This is a genomic window from Anaerolineae bacterium, assembly GCA_016931895.1.
Lineage (GTDB): Bacteria > Chloroflexota > Anaerolineae > 4572-78 > J111 > JAFGNV01.
In genome coordinates this window covers 30551-53546 of record JAFGDY010000099.1, presented here as the reverse complement: position 1 = coordinate 53546, position 22996 = coordinate 30551, and the positions used below count along the sequence as shown (strand labels likewise).

General features: G+C 55.8%; 13 protein-coding genes. 9 read left to right on the top strand and 4 right to left on the bottom strand.

Features of this window, described 5'->3' with window-relative positions:
* Positions 1 to 40: 40 nt before the first annotated feature.
* The 4 genes from JW953_07865 to JW953_07850 all read right to left on the bottom strand — a co-directional run bounded on the left by JW953_07865 (position 41) and on the right by JW953_07850 (position 8338).
* Entirely contained in the window at positions 41 to 1480 is a 1440-nt protein-coding gene (locus JW953_07865) for a CpaF family protein (GenBank protein ID MBN1992609.1), read from the bottom strand.
* 242 nt (positions 1481 to 1722) lie between these two features.
* Complete coding sequence (locus tag JW953_07860; protein ID MBN1992608.1) at positions 1723 to 3402, bottom strand: M1 family metallopeptidase; 1680 nt, start codon at positions 3400 to 3402, stop codon at positions 1723 to 1725.
* Positions 3403 to 3564: 162 nt separating this feature from the next.
* Positions 3565 to 5082 carry a M1 family metallopeptidase gene (locus JW953_07855; GenBank protein ID MBN1992607.1) on the bottom strand — a complete coding sequence of 506 codons (1518 nt, stop codon included), beginning with the start codon at positions 5080 to 5082 and terminating at the stop codon, positions 3565 to 3567.
* A gap of 10 nt (positions 5083 to 5092) precedes the next feature.
* The gene (locus tag JW953_07850) at positions 5093 to 8338 is read right to left on the bottom strand and encodes an N-6 DNA methylase (GenBank protein ID MBN1992606.1); all 3246 of its coding nucleotides are present in this window, start codon (positions 8336 to 8338) and stop codon (positions 5093 to 5095) included.
* A gap of 337 nt (positions 8339 to 8675) precedes the next feature.
* Here JW953_07850 and JW953_07845 point away from each other — a divergent pair, with 337 nt between their 5' ends.
* The 9 genes from JW953_07845 (at position 8676) to nuoG (ending at position 22958) form a co-directional block, all read left to right on the top strand.
* Positions 8676 to 9032, top strand: a complete 357-nt coding sequence (locus tag JW953_07845; protein MBN1992605.1) for an NADH-quinone oxidoreductase subunit A — start codon at positions 8676 to 8678, stop codon at positions 9030 to 9032.
* Positions 9023 to 9550, top strand: coding sequence for an NADH-quinone oxidoreductase subunit B (locus JW953_07840; protein MBN1992604.1), 528 nt, complete (start codon positions 9023 to 9025; stop codon positions 9548 to 9550). Before JW953_07845 ends, JW953_07840 begins: the two co-directional genes overlap by 10 nt.
* A gap of 26 nt (positions 9551 to 9576) precedes the next feature.
* Complete coding sequence (nuoD, locus tag JW953_07835; protein ID MBN1992603.1) at positions 9577 to 11349, top strand: NADH dehydrogenase (quinone) subunit D; 1773 nt, start codon at positions 9577 to 9579, stop codon at positions 11347 to 11349.
* A complete protein-coding gene (locus JW953_07830; protein ID MBN1992602.1) occupies positions 11349 to 11864 on the top strand; it encodes an NAD(P)H-dependent oxidoreductase subunit E in 516 nt (171 codons plus the stop codon). The genes nuoD and JW953_07830 overlap by 1 nt, the downstream gene beginning before the upstream one ends.
* Complete coding sequence (locus JW953_07825) at positions 11836 to 14760, top strand: glycosyltransferase family 39 protein (GenBank protein MBN1992601.1); 2925 nt, start codon at positions 11836 to 11838, stop codon at positions 14758 to 14760. Before JW953_07830 ends, JW953_07825 begins: the two co-directional genes overlap by 29 nt.
* 132 nt (positions 14761 to 14892) lie before the next feature.
* On the top strand, positions 14893 to 17046 hold the full coding sequence (locus JW953_07820) for an Ig-like domain-containing protein (GenBank protein ID MBN1992600.1): 2154 nt from the start codon (positions 14893 to 14895) through the stop codon (positions 17044 to 17046).
* A 135-nt stretch (positions 17047 to 17181) separates the two neighbouring features.
* Positions 17182 to 18567, top strand: a complete 1386-nt coding sequence (nuoF, locus tag JW953_07815; GenBank protein ID MBN1992599.1) for an NADH-quinone oxidoreductase subunit NuoF — start codon at positions 17182 to 17184, stop codon at positions 18565 to 18567.
* Positions 18552 to 20270, top strand: coding sequence for a DUF11 domain-containing protein (locus tag JW953_07810; protein ID MBN1992598.1), 1719 nt, complete (start codon positions 18552 to 18554; stop codon positions 20268 to 20270). Before nuoF ends, JW953_07810 begins: the two co-directional genes overlap by 16 nt.
* A gap of 18 nt (positions 20271 to 20288) precedes the next feature.
* On the top strand, positions 20289 to 22958 hold the full coding sequence (gene nuoG, locus JW953_07805) for an NADH-quinone oxidoreductase subunit NuoG (GenBank protein ID MBN1992597.1): 2670 nt from the start codon (positions 20289 to 20291) through the stop codon (positions 22956 to 22958).
* Positions 22959 to 22996: the final 38 nt, after the last annotated feature.

Below are 22996 nucleotides of genomic sequence, written 5' to 3'. Positions count from 1 at the left end.
AGAGCATGCGGCAGCGCCGCAACTTAGCTCTCAGCAGTCGTCAAGCGCCGCCTTTCATAAACATTGAGGCCGGCAAATTAAAACCGTGCTGCTTTAATTTTGGCTCGCACTTGGGGCGCAGCCCGCCGGCTTCCATCTCGCCGACCACTTTGCCCTCTTGTTCGCCCTGTTCAATGAATTTGAAAATATCTTGCAGCACCACCGTATCGCCCTCAATGCCCTGGATTTCGGTAATGTAAACCACTTTGCGGGAGCCGTCGCGCAGGCGGCTGGCTTGCACAATCAGGTGGACGGCGGAAGCAATTTGCCGGCGCACCACTTGGAGCGGCAAATCAACCCCGGCCATCAGCACCAGGGTCTCCAGGCGAGAAATGCAATCGCGGGGCGAGTTGGCGTGAATGGTGGTCAGGCTGCCGTCGTGGCCGGTGTTCATGGCCTGGAGCATGTCCAAAGCCTCGCCGCTGCGGCACTCGCCAATGACCACCCGTTCCGGCCGCATGCGCAGCGAGTTGACCACCAGGTCTCTGATGGAAATCTCATTGGGGTTGACCGGGGTGGATTTTTTGGTTTCCAGGCGGACCACGTGCCGCTGTTGTAATTGTAATTCCGCCGCATCTTCAATGGTAACAATCCGCTCATCTTCGGGAATAAAGCTGGAGAGGATGTTCAGCAAAGTGGTTTTGCCGGAGCCGGTGCCGCCGGAAACCACAATATTGAGCCGGGAAACCACACAGGCGCGGAGAAATTCGGCCATGTCGGGCGTGATGGAGCCAAAGTTGATCAGGTTTTCAATGGTCAATCTTTCTTTAGAGAATTTACGCACGGTAATGCTGGGGCCGTCAATGGCGCAGGGCCGAATGACGGCGTTTACCCGCGACCCGTCGGGCAGGCGGGCGTCAACCAGGGGAAAGTTCTCGTCAACCACCCGGCCCAGCGGTTTGACAATGCGTTTGATGATGCGTTCTACGTGGTCGTCGTCTAAAAATTTAAGGCCAGACTCGCTGATTTTGCCTTTTTGTTCAATGTAGATGATGTAAGGGCCGTTGACCATAACTTCTGAAATGCTGTCTTCTCTAAAGAGAACCTCAAGCGGGCCAAAGCCAAAAATTTCGTCAAGGATATTGTTGAAAAACGTCTGTTCGGAAACGCCGGGCGGGATGGTGATATTGGCCCTTTGTTTGGCCTGTTGGTAACGCTGCTGCACCAATTGCTCTCGTTCGGGCGTGCGTTCCAGGGGCACGTCAAGGGGTTGTTCCGGGGCAATGGATTGGCGCAGCTTGTCGGCCAGCCACAGTTGCAGCCGCAGTTGTTCGGCCCGCTGGCGGCTGATAGAGCCTCGTTGGGGCGGGGCGGTGGGATCGTCGGGTTCAAGGGGCAAGCCTATTTTGGGTGCGCCAGCCGGGGTTGGAGTGGGGCCGGGGGCGGCAGTTTTTTCTGGGCTGGGAGTTTCACCTATCCGTTTCAGGCTCGGTGCTGGCATTGAGAGTCACTCCTTGAGGAATAAGATATTGGACTTGTTTATTATATCATGTCCTGGGGGGGGAAAATAGTAGCTTAAAGTACTATTTTTGGAGCGCAGGCGTAATATTATGTCATTTCGACCGAAGGGAGAAATCTTCTTAAAATCGTACCTTTAGAAGGAGATTTTTCGGCCTATGGCCTCGAAATGACATTCAGATTGTCGCTCCACAAAAGTGTCGGCCTCATCCTGCTTACGCATAGTCACCTATTGGCCGTAGCAGACCGATTGGGCTGGTTTTTGCTTTTTTGCAGCCATGTTTCAAAAAGAGAATCTATGTTTTGGCCGGAAACTTGTTCAATGGTGGCCAGCAGATCGTTGGCCTGGGCAATTTTGTATTTATAGTTAGTACAATAAGTTTGCATAATCTTGAGATAAACGTCGTCGCCAACTTCCCGGCGCAAGGCATGAAAAAAGAGCGGGCCTTTGCCGTACACAAAAATGCCGTAATCCCTTTCCGAAAAGTCGCCAACCGGGCCAAGCACTGCTCTGTCTTCGCCCATCTCTACGGCTGTTTCGTAGGGGGTCAGAAAATAGCCTTCGATGACGCGCTCGGCCATTTTTTCGCCCTCAACTTCTTGCCAGTAAAAAACCGTGCTGTAATTGGTGAGCGCCTCGTCGAGCCAGGGTTCTTCAATTTGATCATTGCCCACCAACCCATACCACCATTGATGCGCTACCTCGTGCGAAACGGCCTGCCGGAAAAACGGGCCTTCAAATTCGTAAAGCTGCTGGTTGATCACCACAATCCCGGGATATTCTACCCCCCCGGCGGTGGTGGGCGTGGCCACAATGTCAAACTCGGCGTAAGGGTAGGGGCCAAAACGCTCGTTGAATACCCGCAGGGAGTTGGCGGCGTAACGCAGGGCCGACTGGCCGCCGTTTTCCAACTGGGGCGGGTAGTAGCTGTTGACCGTGATCCCGTCAACCGTTTTGCTAACAATTTCATAATCATCGCGCATGGCAATGTAAAAATCGCGCATTGGGCCGGAAACCAGGGTAAGGGTTTTGCTCCCATCGGGGTTGTTTTGGGCGTTGAGCAGGCTGCCGGAGGCGGCCACCACCATCTCTTGGGGCACGTTCAATTTTACTTGATAAAGGGAGACATCCAGGTAAGTGGCGTCGCCGTAAGGGGGAGGGACGGCCACGTCCCAACCTGTTTCGTCGTATACGGCCAGCGCCGGATAAAAACCGGCCAGGGTCACAGTGTGCTCGTTGTAGATAAAAATGTTGTAGCCAAACATGGGCTGGGTGGGGACCATAGCCTGGTAGGTCAGGTTAATGGTGATGGTTTCGCCGGGGGGCAGCGGTTGGGCCAAAGGAACAACCAGGGCGGAATTTTCGGCTTTCAGGGTCGGGGTCACGCTTTGCCCGTTCACGGCAATGGCGTCTACCGCCATCTGGCCGCCATAGGCCGGCAGGTTAGGGTATAGCCGGAAATAGATTTCGGAAAGGGTTTTGTTTTCGGTGTTGGTATAGTAGATTTGGGCGACCCCGTTCAAGGTGAGGCCGGTTTCATCGGCAAAACCGGCCGGGTCCAGGCTGACCTCAAGGTAATACCGGGTGGCCCCGGCCCTGGCCACAGTCTCTACATCGGCGGCAAAGTTGGGCCGCATAGCCTGCCGGTAGGGAGCCAGGTCGTCAAAATTGAATTTTGGCGGGGGGATGATATCGGCCGGAACGATGGGGGCGGCAGTGGTGGGTGCAGGAGAAGGGATAGGCGTTGGCGCAGGGGAGGACGTCGGCGGGGGTGATGGCGTTGGTGAGACGGCGGCGGCAGGCGGGTCAGGGGAAACAGGAGTAGTATTTGCCGGGTTGCAGGCCAGGATAAAAAGTAGGAACAGACAAATTAAAAGGATGCGTTTAGTTAACTTGTGAGGCATGGTAATGGCTCTCTAAGCGTATTTTGGCAAAAGCGACGAACGACCAACGACCAATGACCAATTTCGTCGTTCGTCCTTCGTCGTTGGTCGTTCGTCGTCCTTATTATAGGCCAATTATCAAAATGTTAAAAGGAGAATTTTGGCCTAAATGGGACTAATTGGCTATTTGAGCCATTCTTCGGCCAGCGGATTCAAATTTTGCCCCGAGACGCGCTCTGCTGTGGCCAGGAAGATTTGGGGAGTGGCCAGGCGATAACGATTTTCGGCGTAGTAGGTTTGCAGCACTTGCCGGTACGTCTCCTCGCCCAGTTGCTCGCGCAGGGCATTAAAAAATAGGGCAGCTTTCGCATAGACAAGTAATTCATAACTCGTTGGGTCAAAATCGCCGGCCGGCCGGTCCACGGCGCCGTCTACGCCGCCGCCGGCGGCAACGGCAAAGGGGATTTGCCAGCGGCCGGTCAGCAGTTGTTCGGCTTCGGCCTGGCCAAAAACGCCCCGGTAATAGTCAAAGGCGCCGTACTCGGTCAGGCCCTCGTCCAGCCAGGGATGGCGGTAGGGATTGTTGCCCACCACGGCGTACCACCATTGATGGCCTACTTCGTGCGCCACCAGAAAGGTTAGGTATTCGCGTTGTTCCTGGTACAAATCTTCGCCAATTAAAATCAGGCCGCTGTATTCCATGCCGCGCACGTTCAGCGGCGCTTCTACCACGTCCAGTTCGGTGTAGGGATAGGGGCCGTAGGTATCGCTGTAAAGCCGCAACGAGGCGGCGGCGTGGGCCAAAACAGCCTGCCCGGCGGCGGCATGGCCGGGCAAATAATACGAAGTGACCGTAGCGCCCGCGGCCTCTTCGCTGATGGCCTGAAACGGCCCGGCAATAAGGGTGAGGTCGCGCAGCGGCCCGCCGGCAATTTGCCAGGTGCGCGTATTTTCGCCGGGATGATCAATCAGGTTCAAAGTGACGCCGCCGGCGGCCACTACCAACTCGCGGGGCAGGGTTAGATCAACCTGGTAGAGGGCCGCCTCGTTGAACAGCACGTCGCCGTGAGCGGGAGGCTGATCGAGCGCCCATTCTTGGCCCTGCGGCACGGCCAGGGTAGGATAAAAACCGGGCAGGCTGAGGACCGGGCCATCCCAGCCAAAAAGGGTGTAATCTGATGAATCAAGATGGGGTTGGCTGTTCAGCTCTGTTTCAAAGGCCAGCTTGACCGTGACCAAAGTTGGCCGGGTATTGCCGGCCGAGGGCGGTATGGCCAAACGAAGGGCGGTATCGTTGGCCAGGGACATCGTTTTAACCGGCGTGTCGTTGACCTGGGCTGCGGTGACGCGCATTTTGCCGCCGTAGTTGGCCAGGTTGGGATAGAGCCGGAAAACCAGCTCCGGCCCGGGCGGGGACAGGTCCAGCCGGGCCACGCCGTGCAGCGCCGTACCGTCCGGGTTCAATTGGGCGCTAACGTGATAACGCGGCAGCGGCCCGGCAGTTTCAATATCGCCTTGCGCCCCCGGCTGGAGGGCCGCGCGGTAGTGCAAGAAGGGGTCGGGGGTGGGGGTGGGCGTGATGAGGCCCAGGTCAACCAGCGCGGAGGAAGGGCTGAGAGCGCAGGCCGGGAGCAGGCAGGCGGCAAACAGCAAGCCCGGCAGGGCAAATGAATAACAAAGTCGGTTCAGGTAATTCACCATGCGGTAACCACTATTGAATTGGCCAGGCGGGGATGGTGTTGTCTATTTCCACCATTAGGGCTATGGTTTGTTTGAGGGCGGCCACAACTTTTTGATAGTGACTCAAATCCTGATAAGACAGTTTGCGTCCTTGCCGGTCTTTGAGCCATTTTTCTAACACTTGATACCCGCCAATGTGAAAATCCCACACGTCCGGGGCGATACCCTCAAAATATTGGGTTTTGTTGAGGTAAACCCGTTGGGCGGCCTCGTTATACTTGGGGTATGCTCTGGCGATGGTATCATCCCCTTTTACGGGATAACTGACCGGCCAGGGGGGGACTTGCTCCAGCAGGTGTAGCTTGACCAACTCCTGCCCCAACTTGACCAGGGCGGCGAATAACTCCCGGTTTTGGGTGAGGGGGACGCGGGGAAAATCTATTTTCAAAAATTCGGCGTAACGGCTGCGGTAAGTGGGGCTGTGAAACACGGCGTAAATGTAATCAAAAATATCTTCCGGGCCAAAGTTTGTTTGTAAATCCCCTTGCCCTTCCGGGGTAAAGGCCAGGCCCAACCGCTGCTCAACATCTTGCACAAATTTAGGGTTTAGGTTGGGCCGACGGGCGGTATATCCGGCTTCAGACTCAAATAATGACATCAAAACCACTTTGCCGCCTTTGGTTTGCTTCTCTTGGTGGCGGGGTGGGGGATAGAGATAGAGGGGGAAAATAAAGCAATTGTCCAAACTGCTGATAAATTCTTTAGCGACAATTTGATCTGATACAAAAATATGTAACCAGGGCAACTCCCTAATTGCTCTAAAAGTAATAAGCGCTAAATTTTCTTTTTTGATGAAGTGCTGAGAAATATCTTCACGGGAACGGGCTAATAAAGCAGAAGAATAAATGATGTATCTTTGGTCAAAACAACGATAACCAAAGGGGATAATACAATCCTTTGCATCTACATTTTTTGACCATAGTCGAGCCTCTTTAAGCGAAAAAGATGAGGAGTCGTGAAGATTATAGGTTTCACGTATTTCTTGGTCGGTTGCTGGCCCCTTCAAAGTTGAAAGCCTGTTTTTTAGTTCTTCTGATGAGTAATCAGTAACAAAAGCATCCCGGCCCGTTGTAATCCCCATATTATTGTTTACAAAGATTTCCGTTATACCCCACCCTTGTTGATACTCGCCAAACAAATTAACATTTTGAGGCGCAAATAAATAAAAAGGTTTCTTTGGTTCAAATTCAATCCATTCAGTTGAGGCTATATCTTGACCGGCCAACGATTCATACTTGGTAGCACGTTCTCCCCATAAATCGGCGTGGTACACGTTGGCCGGGCCGGTTTTGCCCGGCTCTTTAATAAACAGGCCAATGGCTACGCCTTGCTGGATGTCAAAGACATTTTCATCCTTGCCGCCATCGGGCGCGGTTTCTTTCTTTTTGGCATTGCCATGCAGGTTTAGCAGGTAAATGTCGGTAAAGGTATGCATCAGATTTTGACGCATGCCTCTAAAAGTGGGGTTGTCCAGATAACCGTGATTGGTGATAAAGGCCAAAATGCCGGCCCCGGTCTGCTCGATGCGCCACTGCCCCCACCGGATAAATTTAACGTAATCGTCCTGTAACCACTTGGGGTTGCGCTCGCCCAACGGCTGGCCGTCAACCCGGTAATAGTCCTGGATCAATTCGCCAATAAAAGTGGGGGTTCGTTTGCCGGTGGCGTCAACCGTCCAACTGCGGTTGGCGGAATGGCCGGAGTAGGGCGGGTTGCCCATTACCACCAAAATAGGTAAATCGCGCTTGACTGCGGCGGCGGCTTTGGCTTCTTCGGTAATAATGCGCAACAGGCCAAACAGGGTTTGGGTTTCTTGCTCTATTTCTTCCAGGGTGTTGGTCAGGAAAATCTTTAGGCGTTCCTCACTGCCAAAATCATAAGCCCAGTTGGCCCGTTCCGCTTCGTCCAAATCCTGCCCGGCCAATTGCATGGCCAGCTTAAAATGGGCTACGGCGTAGGGGACCATCAACAGTTCAAAGCCATAGAGTTTGTTGAGCAGGTGGTCTTTAACGTAACTGCTCCACATGCCCACGTTGCCTTGTTGTCTGAATCGGTTGCGGATATGGTCAATGACCCCATACAAAAAAGTGCCTGTTCCGGCGGCGGGGTCAAGCAATAACATTTTGGGCAATTGCTGGTGGTTGTGGGTAAAGGTGGTAATATCGGCCAGGCCATCGGGCAGGTTAAAGCGGGTTTTAAGCAGGTGGTCAACCGACCGGACAAGGTAAGAGACAACCGGCGCGGGGGTGTAGTATACCCCGCGCAATTCTCTTAAGCGGGGGTCATAGGTGGCTAAAAAAGTTTCGTAAAAGTGAACAATAGGGTCTTCTTGCCGGGTGCGCCGGCCAAAATCGGTGAGAATGGCCTCCATATCGGCATTAGCCAGCAATTGTACCAAATCTTTGACAAAACCGATATAGGGTTCGTCGGCCAAGTCCGGGCCGGAGATCTCGGTAAAGAGGCGGCGCAAAAAGGGGTTGGTTTTGGGAATTTCGGCGGCGGCGGTAGCGCGGGTAAAGGGGGTATGGCCCTGGTGGTTACATCGGGCGGCAAAAAGGCCATAGGCAATGGTTTGGGCGTAAATGTCGGCAAACTCGGCCACGCGGCCCGGCTCGTCCAGGCCGGGGAGCAGGGTTTGAGCCAATGCCCGGCGCAAATCTTTCAACAGGTTAGAGGCGTGATTTTGTTCAATGGTTTGGATAACAATGGTGCGAATCAGGTGGGTAAGTTTCGCCATCCGTTGAGCCACTTCTTGGGAAGAGGTGAGCTTGACCAAGCTCTGGGCCAAAAATTGAGTGAGCAGGTTTTCCGCGTCGGTCAGGTCGGCGGCTCTTTTTATTTTCTGACCCGTGGCCGCGCCCAATTTGGCCGTGTAATGCAGTTCACCTTTGAGATACCATCTAAACTCAAGATAGTCGGTTAAAATCAGGTTATCCAGTGAGCTTTTATAGCGTTTGAGTTGCTCGGTTTTGTCGGCTTCATCCAGTGACCGGCCAATGTCTTTGGCCTCAAGATAACCGATGGTAAAATCATCTCTGAGAATGGTTAAATCGGGCGCGCCACACTCAACCCGTTTTGGCTCGTTAATCACGGTTAAACCGGGTTGCTGATTTTGTAACAGGGTTTGCAGGGCGGCCCGGTAACTGTGTTCGGTGGCCTGGGCGGTTTGGTATAATTTCTCAATGCTTTTGAGATATTCTTTAAGATTGTCTGGCATGGCTGCTCGCTTGGATTTAGGGTGACAGTCACTGAAAATGACTGACCTATTTCCGGTAGAGTCTATTGTAGCATAACTTTTAACTTGCTGGCAATGATTGGCCTTAATTGGGGTGTGATTCAATTTGGGGGCGAGATGTCACTGCGAGGGTTCCGTAAGGCCGGGGCCTTACCCGTAGGGGCGTCTGGCCGGACGCCCCTACCCGATATACGATTTGGCACGGAAATTCCCAAAGCCCCGCTTTTTGTTTTGTGATTACTGCTTTATGTGATAGAATTTAACGTATTATCTTCCACCCGGTCAGGTTTACCTCGTCCACGCCAGGAGAAGCCCATAGATGCCCGGCGACTATTTGCCCATTCTAATCTTTGTGCTGGTGGCTGCCTTTATTGCCGCCTTTGCCTTGATTCTGCCCCACTATTTAGGCCCGCATCGGCCCAATAAGGTCAAGTTAGATGTCATTGAGTCGGGCAAGCTGAGTTATGGCAGCGCCCGCCGCCGCGTGCCCATTCAGTATTACATGATCGCCATGCTCTTTATTTTGTTCGACATCGAAGTGCTGTTCTTTTATCCCTGGGCGGTGCTGTTTTGGGATTTAAAATGGTTTGGTTTGGTTGAGATGGGCATTTTTGCCGCGTTGTTGATCATTGGCTACGTGTACATCTGGAAAAAGGGTGCCTTGGAATGGAAGTAAAACTCCCGCCCCCGCCGCCCCTTAAAACCGACCCGGCCCAAGATAAAACCGGCGCGGTGGGCGTGGCCGTGGCCCGGCTGGAAGACCTAGTCAACTGGGGCCGCTCTTATTCCATCTGGCCGCTGCTTTTTGGTTTGGCCTGCTGCGCCATCGAACAAATCAGCGCCGGAATGTCCCGCTTTGATATTGCCCGCTTTGGCTCCGAGGTGTTCCGGGCTTCGCCCCGCCAGGCCGATTTGTTGATCGTTTCCGGCCGGGTGTCCAATAAAATGGTCCCGGTCATCAAACGGCTGTACGACCAAATGTCGGAACCCAAGTGGGTGATTGCCATGGGCGATTGCGCTTCTTGCGGCGGCCCGTTTAATAATTATGCCATCATCCAGGGTGTTGATAAAATTTTGCCCGTTGACGTCTACGTGCCCGGTTGTCCCCCCCGCCCCGAAGCTCTCTTTTACGCCCTGAGAATGTTACAAGAAAAAATCAAGGCCCAAGAAAAATTGGGCAACCGCGAAGAATAGTTTGAGCCTTAAACGAATACACCAAAATGACCGACGCCGTTGTTGAGAAACTAAAAAATATTTTTCCCTATGGGCTAAAAACCGATACCGAATTTTGTGGGGGAACCACGGTTTACGTGGCCGCCGAGCAGTTCCACGACGTGGCCCTTTTTCTGCGCGATGACGAGGCGTTACAGTTTGACCTGCTGGTTGACGTTTACGGCACGGACCGCCTTAAGCTGAGCCGGCCGGCGGACCAGGCGGCCCGTTTTGCCGCAAATTACGAGCTTTACTCTATCCCCAAAAACAGATTCTTGCGCGTCATTGTGCCCGCGCCCGATCCCACCCCCGGCAACGGCACAAACGATTTGCCCGTCCTGCCCAGCGTTTCCGATGTGTGGCCCACGGCCAACTGGCTGGAACGGGAAACTTACGATTTGATGGGGATTGAGTTCGGCGGGCACCCCTGGCTGCGCCGGATGATGATGCCCGATAATTGGGTGGGCCATCCCCTGCGTAAAGATTACGCCCTGGGCGGCGAGCCGGTTAATTTTAGCCACCACCGGGATAATCCTCGATTTGCTCACCTGGGCCGGCAAATCATGGTCGGCCCTTCTTTTCTCACCGAATTGCCCGCCGATATGGACGCTGAAACCCACATGGTGGTCAACATGGGGCCGCAGCATCCGGCCACGCACGGCGTGTTGCGTTTGGCCGTAGAGTTGGATGGCGAAACCGTGATTAAGGTTAACCCGGAAGTGGGCTATCTCCATTCCGGCTTTGAAAAAACCGGCGAAAACAAACGTTACGAAAAATTCATTCCCTACTGCGACCGGCTGGATTACCTGGCCCCCATGAGCAACAACCTGGCCTACGTGTTGGCGGTGGAAAAATTGCTGGCCGTAGACCTGCCCGAATACGCGCAATTTGCGCGGGTCATCCTCAACGAATTGCAGCGCATTGGCAGCCACCTGGCCTGGTGGGCCACCCACGCCATGGACGTCAGCGGCACCATGCATTCGTTATTAATGTATGCCTTTACCATGCGCGAGCGGATTTTGGATATTTTTGAAATGGTCTGCGGCGCGCGCATGACCACCAGCTACTTTAGCGTGGGCGGTTTGCGCTGGCCCCTGCCCGGCGCGTTCAAAGAGGCGGTCAAGGCTTTTTTACGGGATTTTTCCGCCGTAATTGAAGATATGGAAGCCATGCTGACCAAACACCCTATCTGGTTGAGCCGCACCAAAGGCATTGGCTATTTGCCGGCCAAAGAAGCCATTGCCCTGGGCGTCACCGGGCCGCTGCTGCGGGCGGCGGGTGTGCCGCTTGACCTGCGCAAAATCCGGCCCTATTCCGGCTACGATCAATTTGATTTTGACGTGCCCACCGCCACCGAGGCCGATTGTTACGCCCGTTACGTGGTGCGTATCCTGGAAATGCGCCAGAGCATGCGTATTGTGGAGCAGGGACTGGACAAACTTAAACCCGGCCCATACCGTACCGGCGACCGCAAAGTGGCCCTGCCGCCGCGAGAGGAAATCTCCACCAGCATGGAAGCCCTCATCCACCATTTTAAACTGGTCACCGAGGGTTACCGCCCGCCGGAGGGACAGGTTTACCTGGCGGCGGAAAATCCCAAGGGCTGGTTGGGTTTTGGCCTCATTAGCGACGGCACGGCCATGCCGTATCGCCTGCGCGTGCGCGGGCCTTCCTTTGTCAATCTTCAGGCTACTGATATAATGGCCAGGGGGGGATTGGTGTCGGACCTGGTGGCCATCATCGGTTCAATAGATATTGTGTTGGGTGAGGTGGATAGGTAATGTGGTCAGAAAAAGAACAACTGGAGCTGGCCGAAATCCTCAAAAAATATCCCGATAAACGCTCGGCCATTTTGCCGGCGCTTTACCTGGCCCAACGCGAAAAAAATTGGCTGGACCAGGCCGATATTGCCGCCGTGGCCGAAGCGTTGGACGTGAGCGTGACCCACGTTCATTCCATCATTGGCTTTTATACCCTGTTCCGCAAACAGCCGGTGGGCAAATACATGATCCAGGTTTGCACCGACCTGCCCTGCGCCCTGCGCGGCGCGGAAGATTTTTACAAACGCCTGTGCGCGCGTTTGGGGCTGGGGCCAAACGGCGGCACCACGGCCGACGGCCTGTTCACGGTTGAAGAAGTGGTTTGTCTGGCCGCCTGCGATAAAGCGCCCTGCCTGCAAATTAACCTGGAGTATTACCAGAATTTAACCGACGAGCAGATTGACCAGGTTATCGCCGGGCTGCGAAAGGAGGCGGAGCAGAGTAGCGATGGCCTGGCTCGCCAAACACCGCCTTGATTTAATTTTTATTTTGGGCATCCTTATCGCCGGTTCGCTGGCTTTGTTCTTTAAAATTGGCGAAATACCGCCACCATATCCCTGGTCTGATGAGAGCGAAATTGCCGCCGACGCCGTGGCCACGCTCAACAGCGGCCCGCAGCTTTTTTATCCCGGCCAACTGGCCGGAGGCTCGTTGGCCGTTTGGCTAGAGGCCGGCTGGATGGCCCTGTTTGGCCGGAATCTGGTGGGCTTACGGGTACTCAACGGCCTGGTCAACCTGATTTCCGCCGTTTTGTTGTATCTGCTGGTTGGCCAACTTCCATTTATCCCTCAACGCGCTATTGCTGTAACCGCCGCCCTGCTCTTTGTCGTATCCACCTGGCTGTTGGGCCTGGGCCGGATGGCCACGCCTAATTGGAGTTTGACGCCTTTGCTGGCCACCTTGGTTTTTTACCTGTTCTGGCTTGGTTTGAATACCGGGCGGCGTGGTTATTTTTTGGCTGCCGGCCTGGCGATGGGCCTGCTTTTTTACGGCTACCTGCCCGGCTATTTTGTCCCGTTGGTACTGGCCCTGTTTTTGACCCTGACCTGGCTCATTCGTGGTTTTTACGGGATACGGGATACGGAAAGCGTACCCAATCCGCCGGTCTTCCACCTCCTCCTGCCTTTCCTGGTGGCCTTGCTCGTTGCCGCCCCTATTCTCAGCTTCTTTGCCCTCAACCCCCAGGCCACCTTGCAGCGTCCTCTCCAACTGGCGGATACCAATGAATTGTCTGCGCCGGGTTCCTGGTGGCAGAGCGGGGTAGATTTTCTATCAACCTTTGGCCTGTATCCAAATTGGCTGGTACAGGGGCATTTTCAGTATTTGGCCTTTGACCCGCTGGTCACAATTTTATTTGTCATCGGCCTGCTGCTGGCGTTGTGGCGCTGGCCCCAACCGGCTTACCTGTTTTTGTTGATCTGGTGGGGGGTCATGATTGCGCCGGCGATTTTATCCCGTTCGGCCAGTCAAGGTTTCATTTTTGAGGTTTGGCGCAGGGGAGTTGGCGCGCAGCCGGTTTCGTTCATTTTTCCTGCCCTGGCTGTTGGGGAAATCTTGAATCGCTTTGAGCGGTTTAAGGTCCGAGCTACTGAAAACGCCAACCGTCCAACCATCCAACCACTCAACCACCCAAATGTCTACCTGTTCCCCGTTCTCTTGATGGTCATCATCTCCGCCGGCCTGAGCTACTGGCTCTACTTCAACCAATGGGCCAATAGCGGCGTAATGACGGCCCTCTTTGCCGAGGCCCCGGTGCGGCTGGTTGAGTGGATGGAAGCCGAAAGCCGGCCCGATCTGCTCTACGTTTTTCCTGTGCGGCCCAACGTCAGCCCCACCACCCGCCCGGAGTTGTTTACGGTGCGTTATTTGTATGACGGCCCCGCCCAAACCGCCTTTCCCGTGTTGGATGAAACCACAATCGGCCCGGAGTGGGCCAATTTGCTGGCGGCTCAACCGGCGGTGGTCAAATTGATGCAACACAGCCGGATAGAGGTTGATCCCAAAGGTTATTTTGAGTACGCCCTGGGGTCGTTGGGCGCGGTGGCCAGCCGAGAGCAGCAGCCGGATTACCGGGTCACTACTTATCATTTGCGGCCGGGAGAAACCTTTGAAACGGCCCTAAGCCCGGCGGAGTTTGACTTTGGCGGGGTATTGCGTTTAACCGGCTACCGGCTTCAACCCGGCGCATTGGCCGCCGGGCAAACCCTGGGCGCGGCCCTGCGCTGGCTCAAACAAACACCGGCGGAAGCCGATTACAACGCCGCCCTGGCCCTGTACGACAGCCTGGGCTACGAGTGGGCCAAAGTGGACAAGCCGCTGCTCGGTGCGGAAGATTATTTGACCACCCGTCACTGGCCGCCCGGCACGGAGTCGAATGGATACTACGCCCTGACCATCCCGCCCGACGCCCCGCCCGACCCGTACACGGTGCGGGTGGTGGCCTATAACGCGGCCACCGGCGCGCCCTTGCCGCCGGCGGGGGGAGAAACAGACCTGTCGCTGCGCCTGGCGGAGATAGAAGTGCGGCCCAATCCTTTGCCCGTAGACCCCGCCGCCTTGCCTGTGGCTCAAATTTTTGACACGCAAATTCCGGGCGGATTAAGGCTTATTGGCGTGCAGCCTTCTGCCGCGTCCGCCCGTCCCGGCGATAAGTTGGCAGTGGCGGTGTGGTGGCAAGCGGATGAGGTTTTGGCCCAAAATATTGGGCTGATGCTGGCCCTGGCCGTTCCCGATGGCCGGCCCACGCTTTTGTTTGACGCGCCGCAGCCGTTGCTGGCCGGTTATCCTACCTCAACGTGGCCGGCGGGGTCTGTTTATCGGGCCAACTACCAGGCCCTCATCCCGGCCCAGACGGCCGGCGGCGAGTACGCCCTGGCCATGCGCCTGTTCAACCTGGACACCCTGGAGCCGCTGGCCGAGCAGCTCTTGCTGCCGGTGTCCATTGAGGCGAGGCCCCATGTTTTTGACGCGCCGGCCCTGGCCAATGAGTTGAACGTTGATTTTGAAAACGCAATTCGGCTGCGGGGGTTTGAGTTTGACCTGTTTTCGCCGGACCAAACCGTTCTTTTAAAATTACAGTGGCAGGCTTTGCGCCCGATACCGGAATCGTACAAAATATTTGCGCATCTGACCGACCCGGCGGGTCAAATAGTTAGCCAGGTGGATACGCTGCCCCAACAGGGCGCAGCGCCAACCACCGGCTGGCTGGCCGGCGAGATTATTGAAGATGAGTTGCAGTTGGCGGTGCCGCCGGAACTCCCGGCAGGATCGTACCGGCTGGTAGCGGGTCTTTATAATGAAAAAACCGGCGCGCGCTTAAGGGCGGGTCAAGATAACCAGGTAGTATTGGTTGAAAAGATCAGGCTGCCTTAACCGGCCTAGCCTGAGTAAGAGCGGGTAACTGTTCAGCCTCCATGTTGCTCCGAGTGATAGCGAGGAATCTCCTGGATATGGTGGTTGAAAGGAGTGACATGCCTGAGCAGTTAGAAGAGCGGAAAAACATAAATGCGCGTAGTTTTTAAACCGGCCATCACTTTTGTTGTGATAGGGGCAGCGTTGTTGGCCCTATGGCCGCTGGTTTTTCCGGCCGGGATGGCGATGGCTAACGGGCCGACGCCAACGCCCGCGCCCGGCCAGGCCACTGCGCCGCGCTGTCGCCTGGAACTTGGCGCGGATTGTGAGTTTGCCCGCCCCGACGATGTGACCGCGGGCGCGTTGAACGCCTTTATCAAACAAACCAACCCGCTGGTGGGCGTGCGGGACGTGCCTACCTATACCCTGGTGTCGGCCACTTTTGCCGGGCCTATGGCGGCGGATACGCTCAAAGCCGATACCTTTTACGTTGAGCAGGGCCATACTCGGGTGCGGGGCCGGGTAGACTACATTTCGGTGAACAACATGGTCATCTTTTATCCTGGCGCGCCGTTGCTGCCCCATACCACCTATACGGCCACCGTGACCGCGGGCGCGCGAGATGCGACGGGATACGCTCTACCTGATGACTTTTCGTGGACGTTTACCACCTTTTCCGGCCCGGTTGTTTTTGGCCAGGATTTAGGCGCGGCCAATATCCCCCTGGGCGGGATGACGATTTACTTTGGCGACCTGCATACCCATTCCGGTTATGTGGACGATAACTATTTGCCGGGCACCCCGGCCCAGGCTTTTGTGGTGGGCCGGGCCAACGGCCTGGAATTTATGGCCCTGACCGGCCACGACACGCACCTTAACCAGACCCGGTGGCAGGAAATTCTTACCCGGGCTAATGCCGCTACCGTTGCCGGGGCGTTTATTGGGCTGCGGGGATTTGAGTTTACCCATTCCGCCGGACACCTGAACGTGCTGAACACCGACACGTTTGTGGTTTGGACCGACGAACGTTATCGGGAGTTGGTGGATTTTTACGCCTGGTTGGCGGCCCAACCGGCCGCGATCGGTCAATTCAATCATCCTCTGCCCGATTTTAATTTTTACAACTTTGCCTACGATGGCGTGGTTGACCACCAGATAACCCTGCGCGAAATACTGCGCGCCGACCAGAGTTTGTTGAGCCTTAACCAGGGCTGGCACGTGGGCAACTTGCTCAATTCCGATACGCATGTGGCCGATTGGGGGTCGCAAAAATTTATGGGCCTGCTGGCGTCGAGTTTGACCGAAGCGGCCATCCTGGAAGCCGCGCGGGCCAGGCGCACGTTTTACGTATCGCCGCACGGCCAAAGTATGGCCCTGGTAATGCAAGCCAATGGTTATTGGATGGGGTCGGCGGTGCCGGACCCGGCTACGCTTAATTTTACGGTTTACGTGTACGACCCCCAGGCGGCAGGAGAACCACTCCGGCTGGCCGTGTACGATAATGGGGTGCGTTTGGTTGGCGCCTCGCTGCCCACGTATCCCGGCACATCGTTATACACCTGGACGCCAAGCCTGCCGGCCTACCTGGGCCATTATTATTACGCCGAGGCTTATTACGATGGCTGGACCTATCCGGCCTACAGCAGCCCGGTTTGGGTGGAACGTTCGCCCGTAGCCCGGGCCGGCTCAGCCCAAACTGTGCCGCCCGGCGCAACTGTAAGCTTAAACGCCGGCGGCAGTTGGGACGCCGATGGCGATGCGCTGGTTTACGAGTGGGTTCAGGAAAGCGGCCCGCCGGTGAGTTTGAGCCAGCATCACGCAGCCCAGGTTACTTTTGTAGCGCCCGGAACGTTAGGCGAGGCCGTGTTTCGGGTAAGGGCCACGGATACCGGCAGCTTGAGCGACGAGGATACCACCTCGGTCACCATCACCGACCTGCCCATCCTGACCCTCACCAAACGCGGCCCGGAAACGGCCAACCCCGGCGAACTCATCGCTTACACGTTGACCGTCACCAACAGCGGGATTACCCCCGCCACCGGCGTGGTCATCACCGATGCGATCCCGGTGGGGGCAAACTATGTTAGCGGTGGGACGTTAATGCCCGGCAACATTGTCTCCTGGACGGTGCCCAGTTTGGCCGCCAACGGGGGCGTCACCGAGGTAAATTTTGAGGTGACCACAACGGGCAGTATCGCTAACGTGGCCTACCGGGTTTCCTGCGCCCAGGGTGTATCGGCGCTGGGTAGCGTTCCGGTTTTGACCAACTGGAAAAAATATTATTTGCCGGTGGTTGCAAAAGAGTAGAAAGGACGACGAAGGACGAAGGACAAGGGGCGACGAAGAAAGGACGAGGGACGACGAACGACGAAATTTGATCGCTGGTCATTGGTCGTTGGTCATTGGTCGTTGGTCGTCATAATAACCACGGACGTTTAAATTATGGTCAATAAATTACTGGCACAACACGTTTTGCTGCGACATCGAGATGTGGCCAATATCCACCAGATTGATACTTATCTGGCTCACGGCGGTTACCAGGCCCTCAAACACGCCCTGGCCGCCATGCTGCCGGAGGCAGTGATCAACGAGGTGAGAACGGCGGGGCTGCGCGGGCGCGGCGGGGCCGGTTTTCCGGCGGGGGTCAAGTGGGGCTTTATCCCCAAAGACGTTTTCCCCAAGTACGTGGTGGTTAATGCCGATGAGAGCGAGCCGGGCACTTTTAAAGACCGGGAAATTATGGAAGCCAACCCTCACCAATTGCTTGAGGGCATCGCCTTGTGCGCCTATGCCGTGGGCGCGGAAACGGCCTACATCTACGGGCGCGGCGAATTTAAAACCCTTTTTACTACCACCCTCCGGCAGGCGGTGGACGAAGCCTACGCCCAGGGCTTTTTGGGCCGGAACATTTTGGGTAGCAATTTTTCTCTGAACCTGTACCTGCACCTGGGGGCCGGGGCCTACATCTGCGGCGAGGAGACCGCCCTGCTTAATAGCCTGGAAGGCGTGTTGGGCCAGCCCCGCAGCCGCCCCCCGTTTCCGGCCGTGGCGGGATTATACGCCAAACCGACCGTCATTAACAATGTTGAAACCCTGGCCAACGTCCCGCCCATCATCGCCAATGGGGCCGATTGGTATCGCCAGTTTGGCCCCGAAAAAAGCCCCGGCACTAAAATCTTTTGTCTGAGCGGGCGGGTCAACCGGCCGGGTAATTATGAACTGCCGCTGGGAACCCCGATCCGCTATCTTATTGAAGAATGTGGCGGCGGCGTGATTGAGGGCAAAGCGGTTAAGGGTATTTTGCCCGCCGGCGCGTCCTCGGCCATTATGGGCGCGGATAAGCTGGACACGCCCATGGACTACGAGTCTATGGCCGCCGCCGGCTCGATGCTTGGCTCGGCCTCGTTTATCATTTTGGATGAAACTGTAAACGCGGTGTGGGCCGCCGAAAAAAACATCAAATTTTTTAAGCACGAAAGCTGCGGTAAGTGCAGCCCCTGCCGCGAAGGAACGCACTGGCTGGCGGCCGTCTACCGTAAACTGCGCGAGGGAGACGGCACAAAACAGGATATTGCGTTGCTAGAAACCATTATCAGCCAGATGGAAGGCAATTGCTTTTGTTTGCTGGGAGAGTTTGTGGTGCCCGGCGTGCGCACGAGCCTTGAATTGTTTGCGGATGAGTACGAGGCGTTGGCCCGTGAAAAAGTTGAAACAGGGAAAACCGCGCCGGATTTGATGCATGTATGCATGTGTATTGAAGATAATGGCGATGACTCTGATTTTGTTATCCAATTTGATAGGGGGATATTTTTATGTTTAAACAGATAGCACGGTTTTGCCTGTCCATGGCTGGGGCCTGGCTGGTTGGTTTCATCTTGATCTTGAGCATGCATCCGCCCACCGGCGCAGCTTCTCCTCCCCCTACCCCTCAACACCCGCCCTATCCGCCCCGACCCCCTGATGGTGTTTCTGCGCCGCAATTTGCCCAAAACGCAGAAAAGGTGGGTGTTGCTCAAAACCTGCCGCCGCTCAAAGCCGTGTTGTTGGTGGGGCCAATAGATGGCGATGGCGGGAGTTGGACAACAGAAGAAAAACAAAATATGGATCTGGCCGCCGCAGAGTTGCAGGCTCATGGCGTAACAGTATACAAATTCTATACCCCCAACAACAATTGGGAACAAATAAAAACCGCTGCCAATGGCGCCCACTTTCTTTTTTATCGGGGACATGGCGTTTATTCTGGCGACATGCCGCCCACTTGGGTGGGAGGATTTGCGCTCAAAGATAAATTTGTTTCTTCGGATGATATTCGCAACGATTTAAATTTGGCTCCCAATGCTATTGTAATGCTTTACGGTTGTTTTACGGCTGGCTCATCAAGCGCCGCGGGTGAAGGTCAAATTGATATTACTGAGGCCAAACGACGGGTTGGCATGTATGCCCATCCCTTTGTAGATTTAAACATCTCCGGTTATTATGCTAATTGGTTTGGTAATGCATTTCAAATGTATGTGCGTTATCTGTTTGCCGGGCAAACCCTGGGCAAAGCTTACGAGTCGTACTTTGACTTTAATGCCGCTACAGTAGATCGTTCAACCTATCCCCATAATGCCGCTTACGTTATGTGGCTTGATAAAGACTATTGGAGTGAACGCTGGCAGTATAACAATGCCTTTGTGGGTAAACCGGAGGTGGATCTCCAAGAAGCAATGGGCCCCCACTTACAACTGACCAAAATTGTCACGCCAGCGGTGGTTGAGTCTGGACAAATGCTCACCTATACCCTCTCCGTGACCAACACCGGCTTTAGTGTGGCCAAAGGGTTCCTTGTAAAAGATCAACTCTATCCCTTTCTCAATTTTGGGGCTTGTTCATCAGGATGTGACCATAACGGTTCGGCCACCTGGAGTAATCTAAACATTGATCCAGGAGAAACCATTTCATTTAGCCTGATGGTCACTGCTACCCGCACTTACAGTGGAATGGTGTTATGGAATCATGGTTTGGCCCGCTATACCTCTGTTTATGGAACCGAGGTTGATGCAGTTGGCTCAACCGCTACCACCGTAATAAACCGAGTTCTGGCCATTACGCATACGCAACTGAACAGTAGCGGAATTTGGACGCCCACCACTTGGCTGGCCATGACAACGGGTATTCTCACCCAAACCACTGCCTTCACCTTTTCAGAATTGAGTGGGCCGATGGTCCCTGTGGACCCCCGTTTCCCACACCCATCAGGTTACGATTTTAGGTTGACGGCGACAAATATTCCTGCGGGTACGGCCATTTCCCAACTGGCTTCACCCATAACCTTCACCTTGCGGATTCCTACCTTGCTTACCCCAATTGAAAAGATACATCTCTGGCGGTGGCAAGAAGACCGGCAACAATGGCTTGATCTCTGCCAGGTAGATCAGTGTAAATACGTAGGCCAGGAATTAAGCGTTACAACTATGTATCTGGGCGATTTTACCCTGGGCCTGGATCGAGCTGATGTTTTTCTGCCGGTAGTTTTTAAACAAGATTGAGTTAATGCAGATCAAAAAATGACCCAGCAAATTACGCTAACCATTGACGGCTTTACAGTTACCGTTCCCCCGGGAACGCTCATCGTCGAGGCAGCCAAAAAAATAGGCAAAGAAATCCCGGTGTTTTGTTATCACGCCAAAATGGAGCCGGTGGGCATGTGCCGGATGTGTTTGGTGGAAGTGGGCGCGCCGGTTATCAACCGGGATACGGGCGAGCCGGTTCTGGACGAGCACGATCAGCCCGTCATCCGCTTTTCCCCCAAACCGGTGACGGCCTGCACCACGCCGGTCTCCCCGGGCATGGTGGTTAACATTGATTCAGAGGCGGCCCTGGCCGACCGTAAAGCAGTGCTGGAATTTTTGCTGACCAGCCACCCGCTGGATTGCCCCGTGTGCGATAAAGGCGGGGAGTGCCCCCTGCAAGATTTAACCCTCCGCCACGGCCCGGGCTTGAGCCGCTTTGATTACGAGGACAAGCAGCACTTTCCCAAAAAATATCCCCTGGGCGATTTGATTGTACTGGACATGGAGCGCTGCATCATCTGTGCCCGCTGCGTGCGTTTTCAAGATGAAATTGCCCACGACCCGGTTTTGGCCCTTGAAGAACGGGGCCGCTACGCCCACATTGTCAGCTACTCTAACCCGCCTTTTAACAGCCACTACTCCGGCAATACCACCGACATCTGCCCGGTGGGGGCGCTGACCACCCGCGATTTTCGTTTTGGGGCGCGACCCTGGGAATTGACCAACGTGCCCAGCATTTGTAATCATTGCGGGGTAGGCTGCAACACGGTTTTGGGCACGCGCGCCGGCACGATTCGCCGGGTGATGCCGCGGCAAAATGAAGCGGTCAATGAGATTTGGCTTTGCGACAAGGGCCGGTTTGGGCATCATTTCAACGGCAGCCCGCGCCGGCTGACCATGCCGCTGGTTCGCCGCCAGGGCCAACTGGTTGAAACCGATTGGCGCGAAGCCCTGCGGCTGGTGGCCGAAAAGTTTACGGCCGTTAAAGAGACCTACGGCCCCAATGCCCTGGGCGGGATTGCCGGGGCGCGTTTGCCTAATGAAGACCTCTACCTGTTCCAGAAGTTTTTTCGGGAGATTATTGGCACGCACAACCTTGATCATCGAGTGGGCCTGAATGCGGCCCTGGCCGATGAAACGGCTTTTACCGTTGGCGTGGGCGCAGGCACGGATTTAGGGCGGGTTGGCCGGGGAACAACCCTTCTGGTTATTGGCTCGGATTTGGACCAGGAAGCCCCCATTCTTTACCTGCGGGTGGCGGGCGCGGCCGCCCGGCGCGGGGCGCAGGTGATCAATGCCGGCGGCAGGCGGACCAAACTCGACGCCCAGGCCCAAACCCGGCTGCGGTATCGTTATGGCACGGCGGCGCACCTGGCCTTGGGCCTGCTGGCCTCGGTAGTAGGGCAGGGACTGCTGGATCAGGCCTTTGTTGACACCCGGGCCGTTGGCTTGGCCGGGTTAAAAAAGGCGCTGGCAGATTATCCGCTCAACAAAGTAGCGGATATTACCGGCGTTCCCGCCGTTGAGATTGAAGCGGCCGCCGCGGCTTTTGCCCGGGCGGATAACGGTATCATTATTTTTGGGTTGGAAGCGGGCAACGATCCGGCCCTCCGAGCTGCTTTGGAAGCCTTGGCCCTGGTGACGGGCCACGCGGGCAAACCCAACAACGGTTTGCTGGCCGTGTTGCCCCACGCCAACAGCCGGGGCGCGGCAGATATGGGGCTTGCGCCCGACCGCCTGCCGGGCTATGTGCCGCTTGAGGGAGAGCCGGGTTTATCGGCCCTGGAAATGCTGGGCCAAACGCCCAAAAAATCCCCGGTCAAGGCCATGCTCATTGCCGGCGCGGACCCGGCGGCAGAGAGCGAATCTTACCGGGCCGCGCTTGGCCGGCTTGACTTTTTGGCGGTTCAGGATTTATTCTTAACCGAAACGGCTCAACTGGCCCACGTGGTGCTGCCCGCCTGCGGCGTGGCCGAACGGGACGGCAGTTTTACCAATTTGGAACGCCGGGTGCAGGTTTTTGATCCGGGCGCGCCCGCGCCGGGCCGGGCCAGGCCCGATTGGTTGATCCTGACCGCCCTGGCCGGGCAAATGGGCGCGGATTGGGCCTATGCTTCGGCCGATGGGGTAATGGCCGAAATTACGCGGGCCGTGCCCCTTTACGCCGGGATGGAATTTGCCAATTTGACCGCGCCGGTTTCCCTGGCGCGTAAGACCGCCCATTACATCTACCAGGGCATGAGTTTCACCGCCGACGTGCGCGAGGGTTTACAATGGCCTACCCTGGCCGAAGGCGAGACCAAATTGCCCTTGCGTTTCATTGCGCCCGCCGGCCCGTCTCCGGCGGAGGGCGATCTAACCCTGGTGGCCCCCCGCGTATTGTATGATGGAGGCCGTTTGCTGGCCGAAGCCGAGGTGGTTAAGGCGCATCTTGTTCAACCAAGATTGGTCCTTTCCCGCCCCGACGCCGACAGGTTAAAACTGAGTTGCGGCGATCCGGTTACCGTATCGCGTAAGGGGGTATCGGTGGACCTGCCGGTGCAGGTCAACCGGGTGTTGGCCGAGGGTATAGCCATCTTGCCGCGTAACCTGGCCGGCTATCCGGCAGAAAAGCTGGTTGGCCCCGGTGGTTTATATGCCCGCGTAAAGGTAGAAAAGAAGTAGGAAGGAGTCGAACTTTTTAACCCCTAATCCCTATTTGC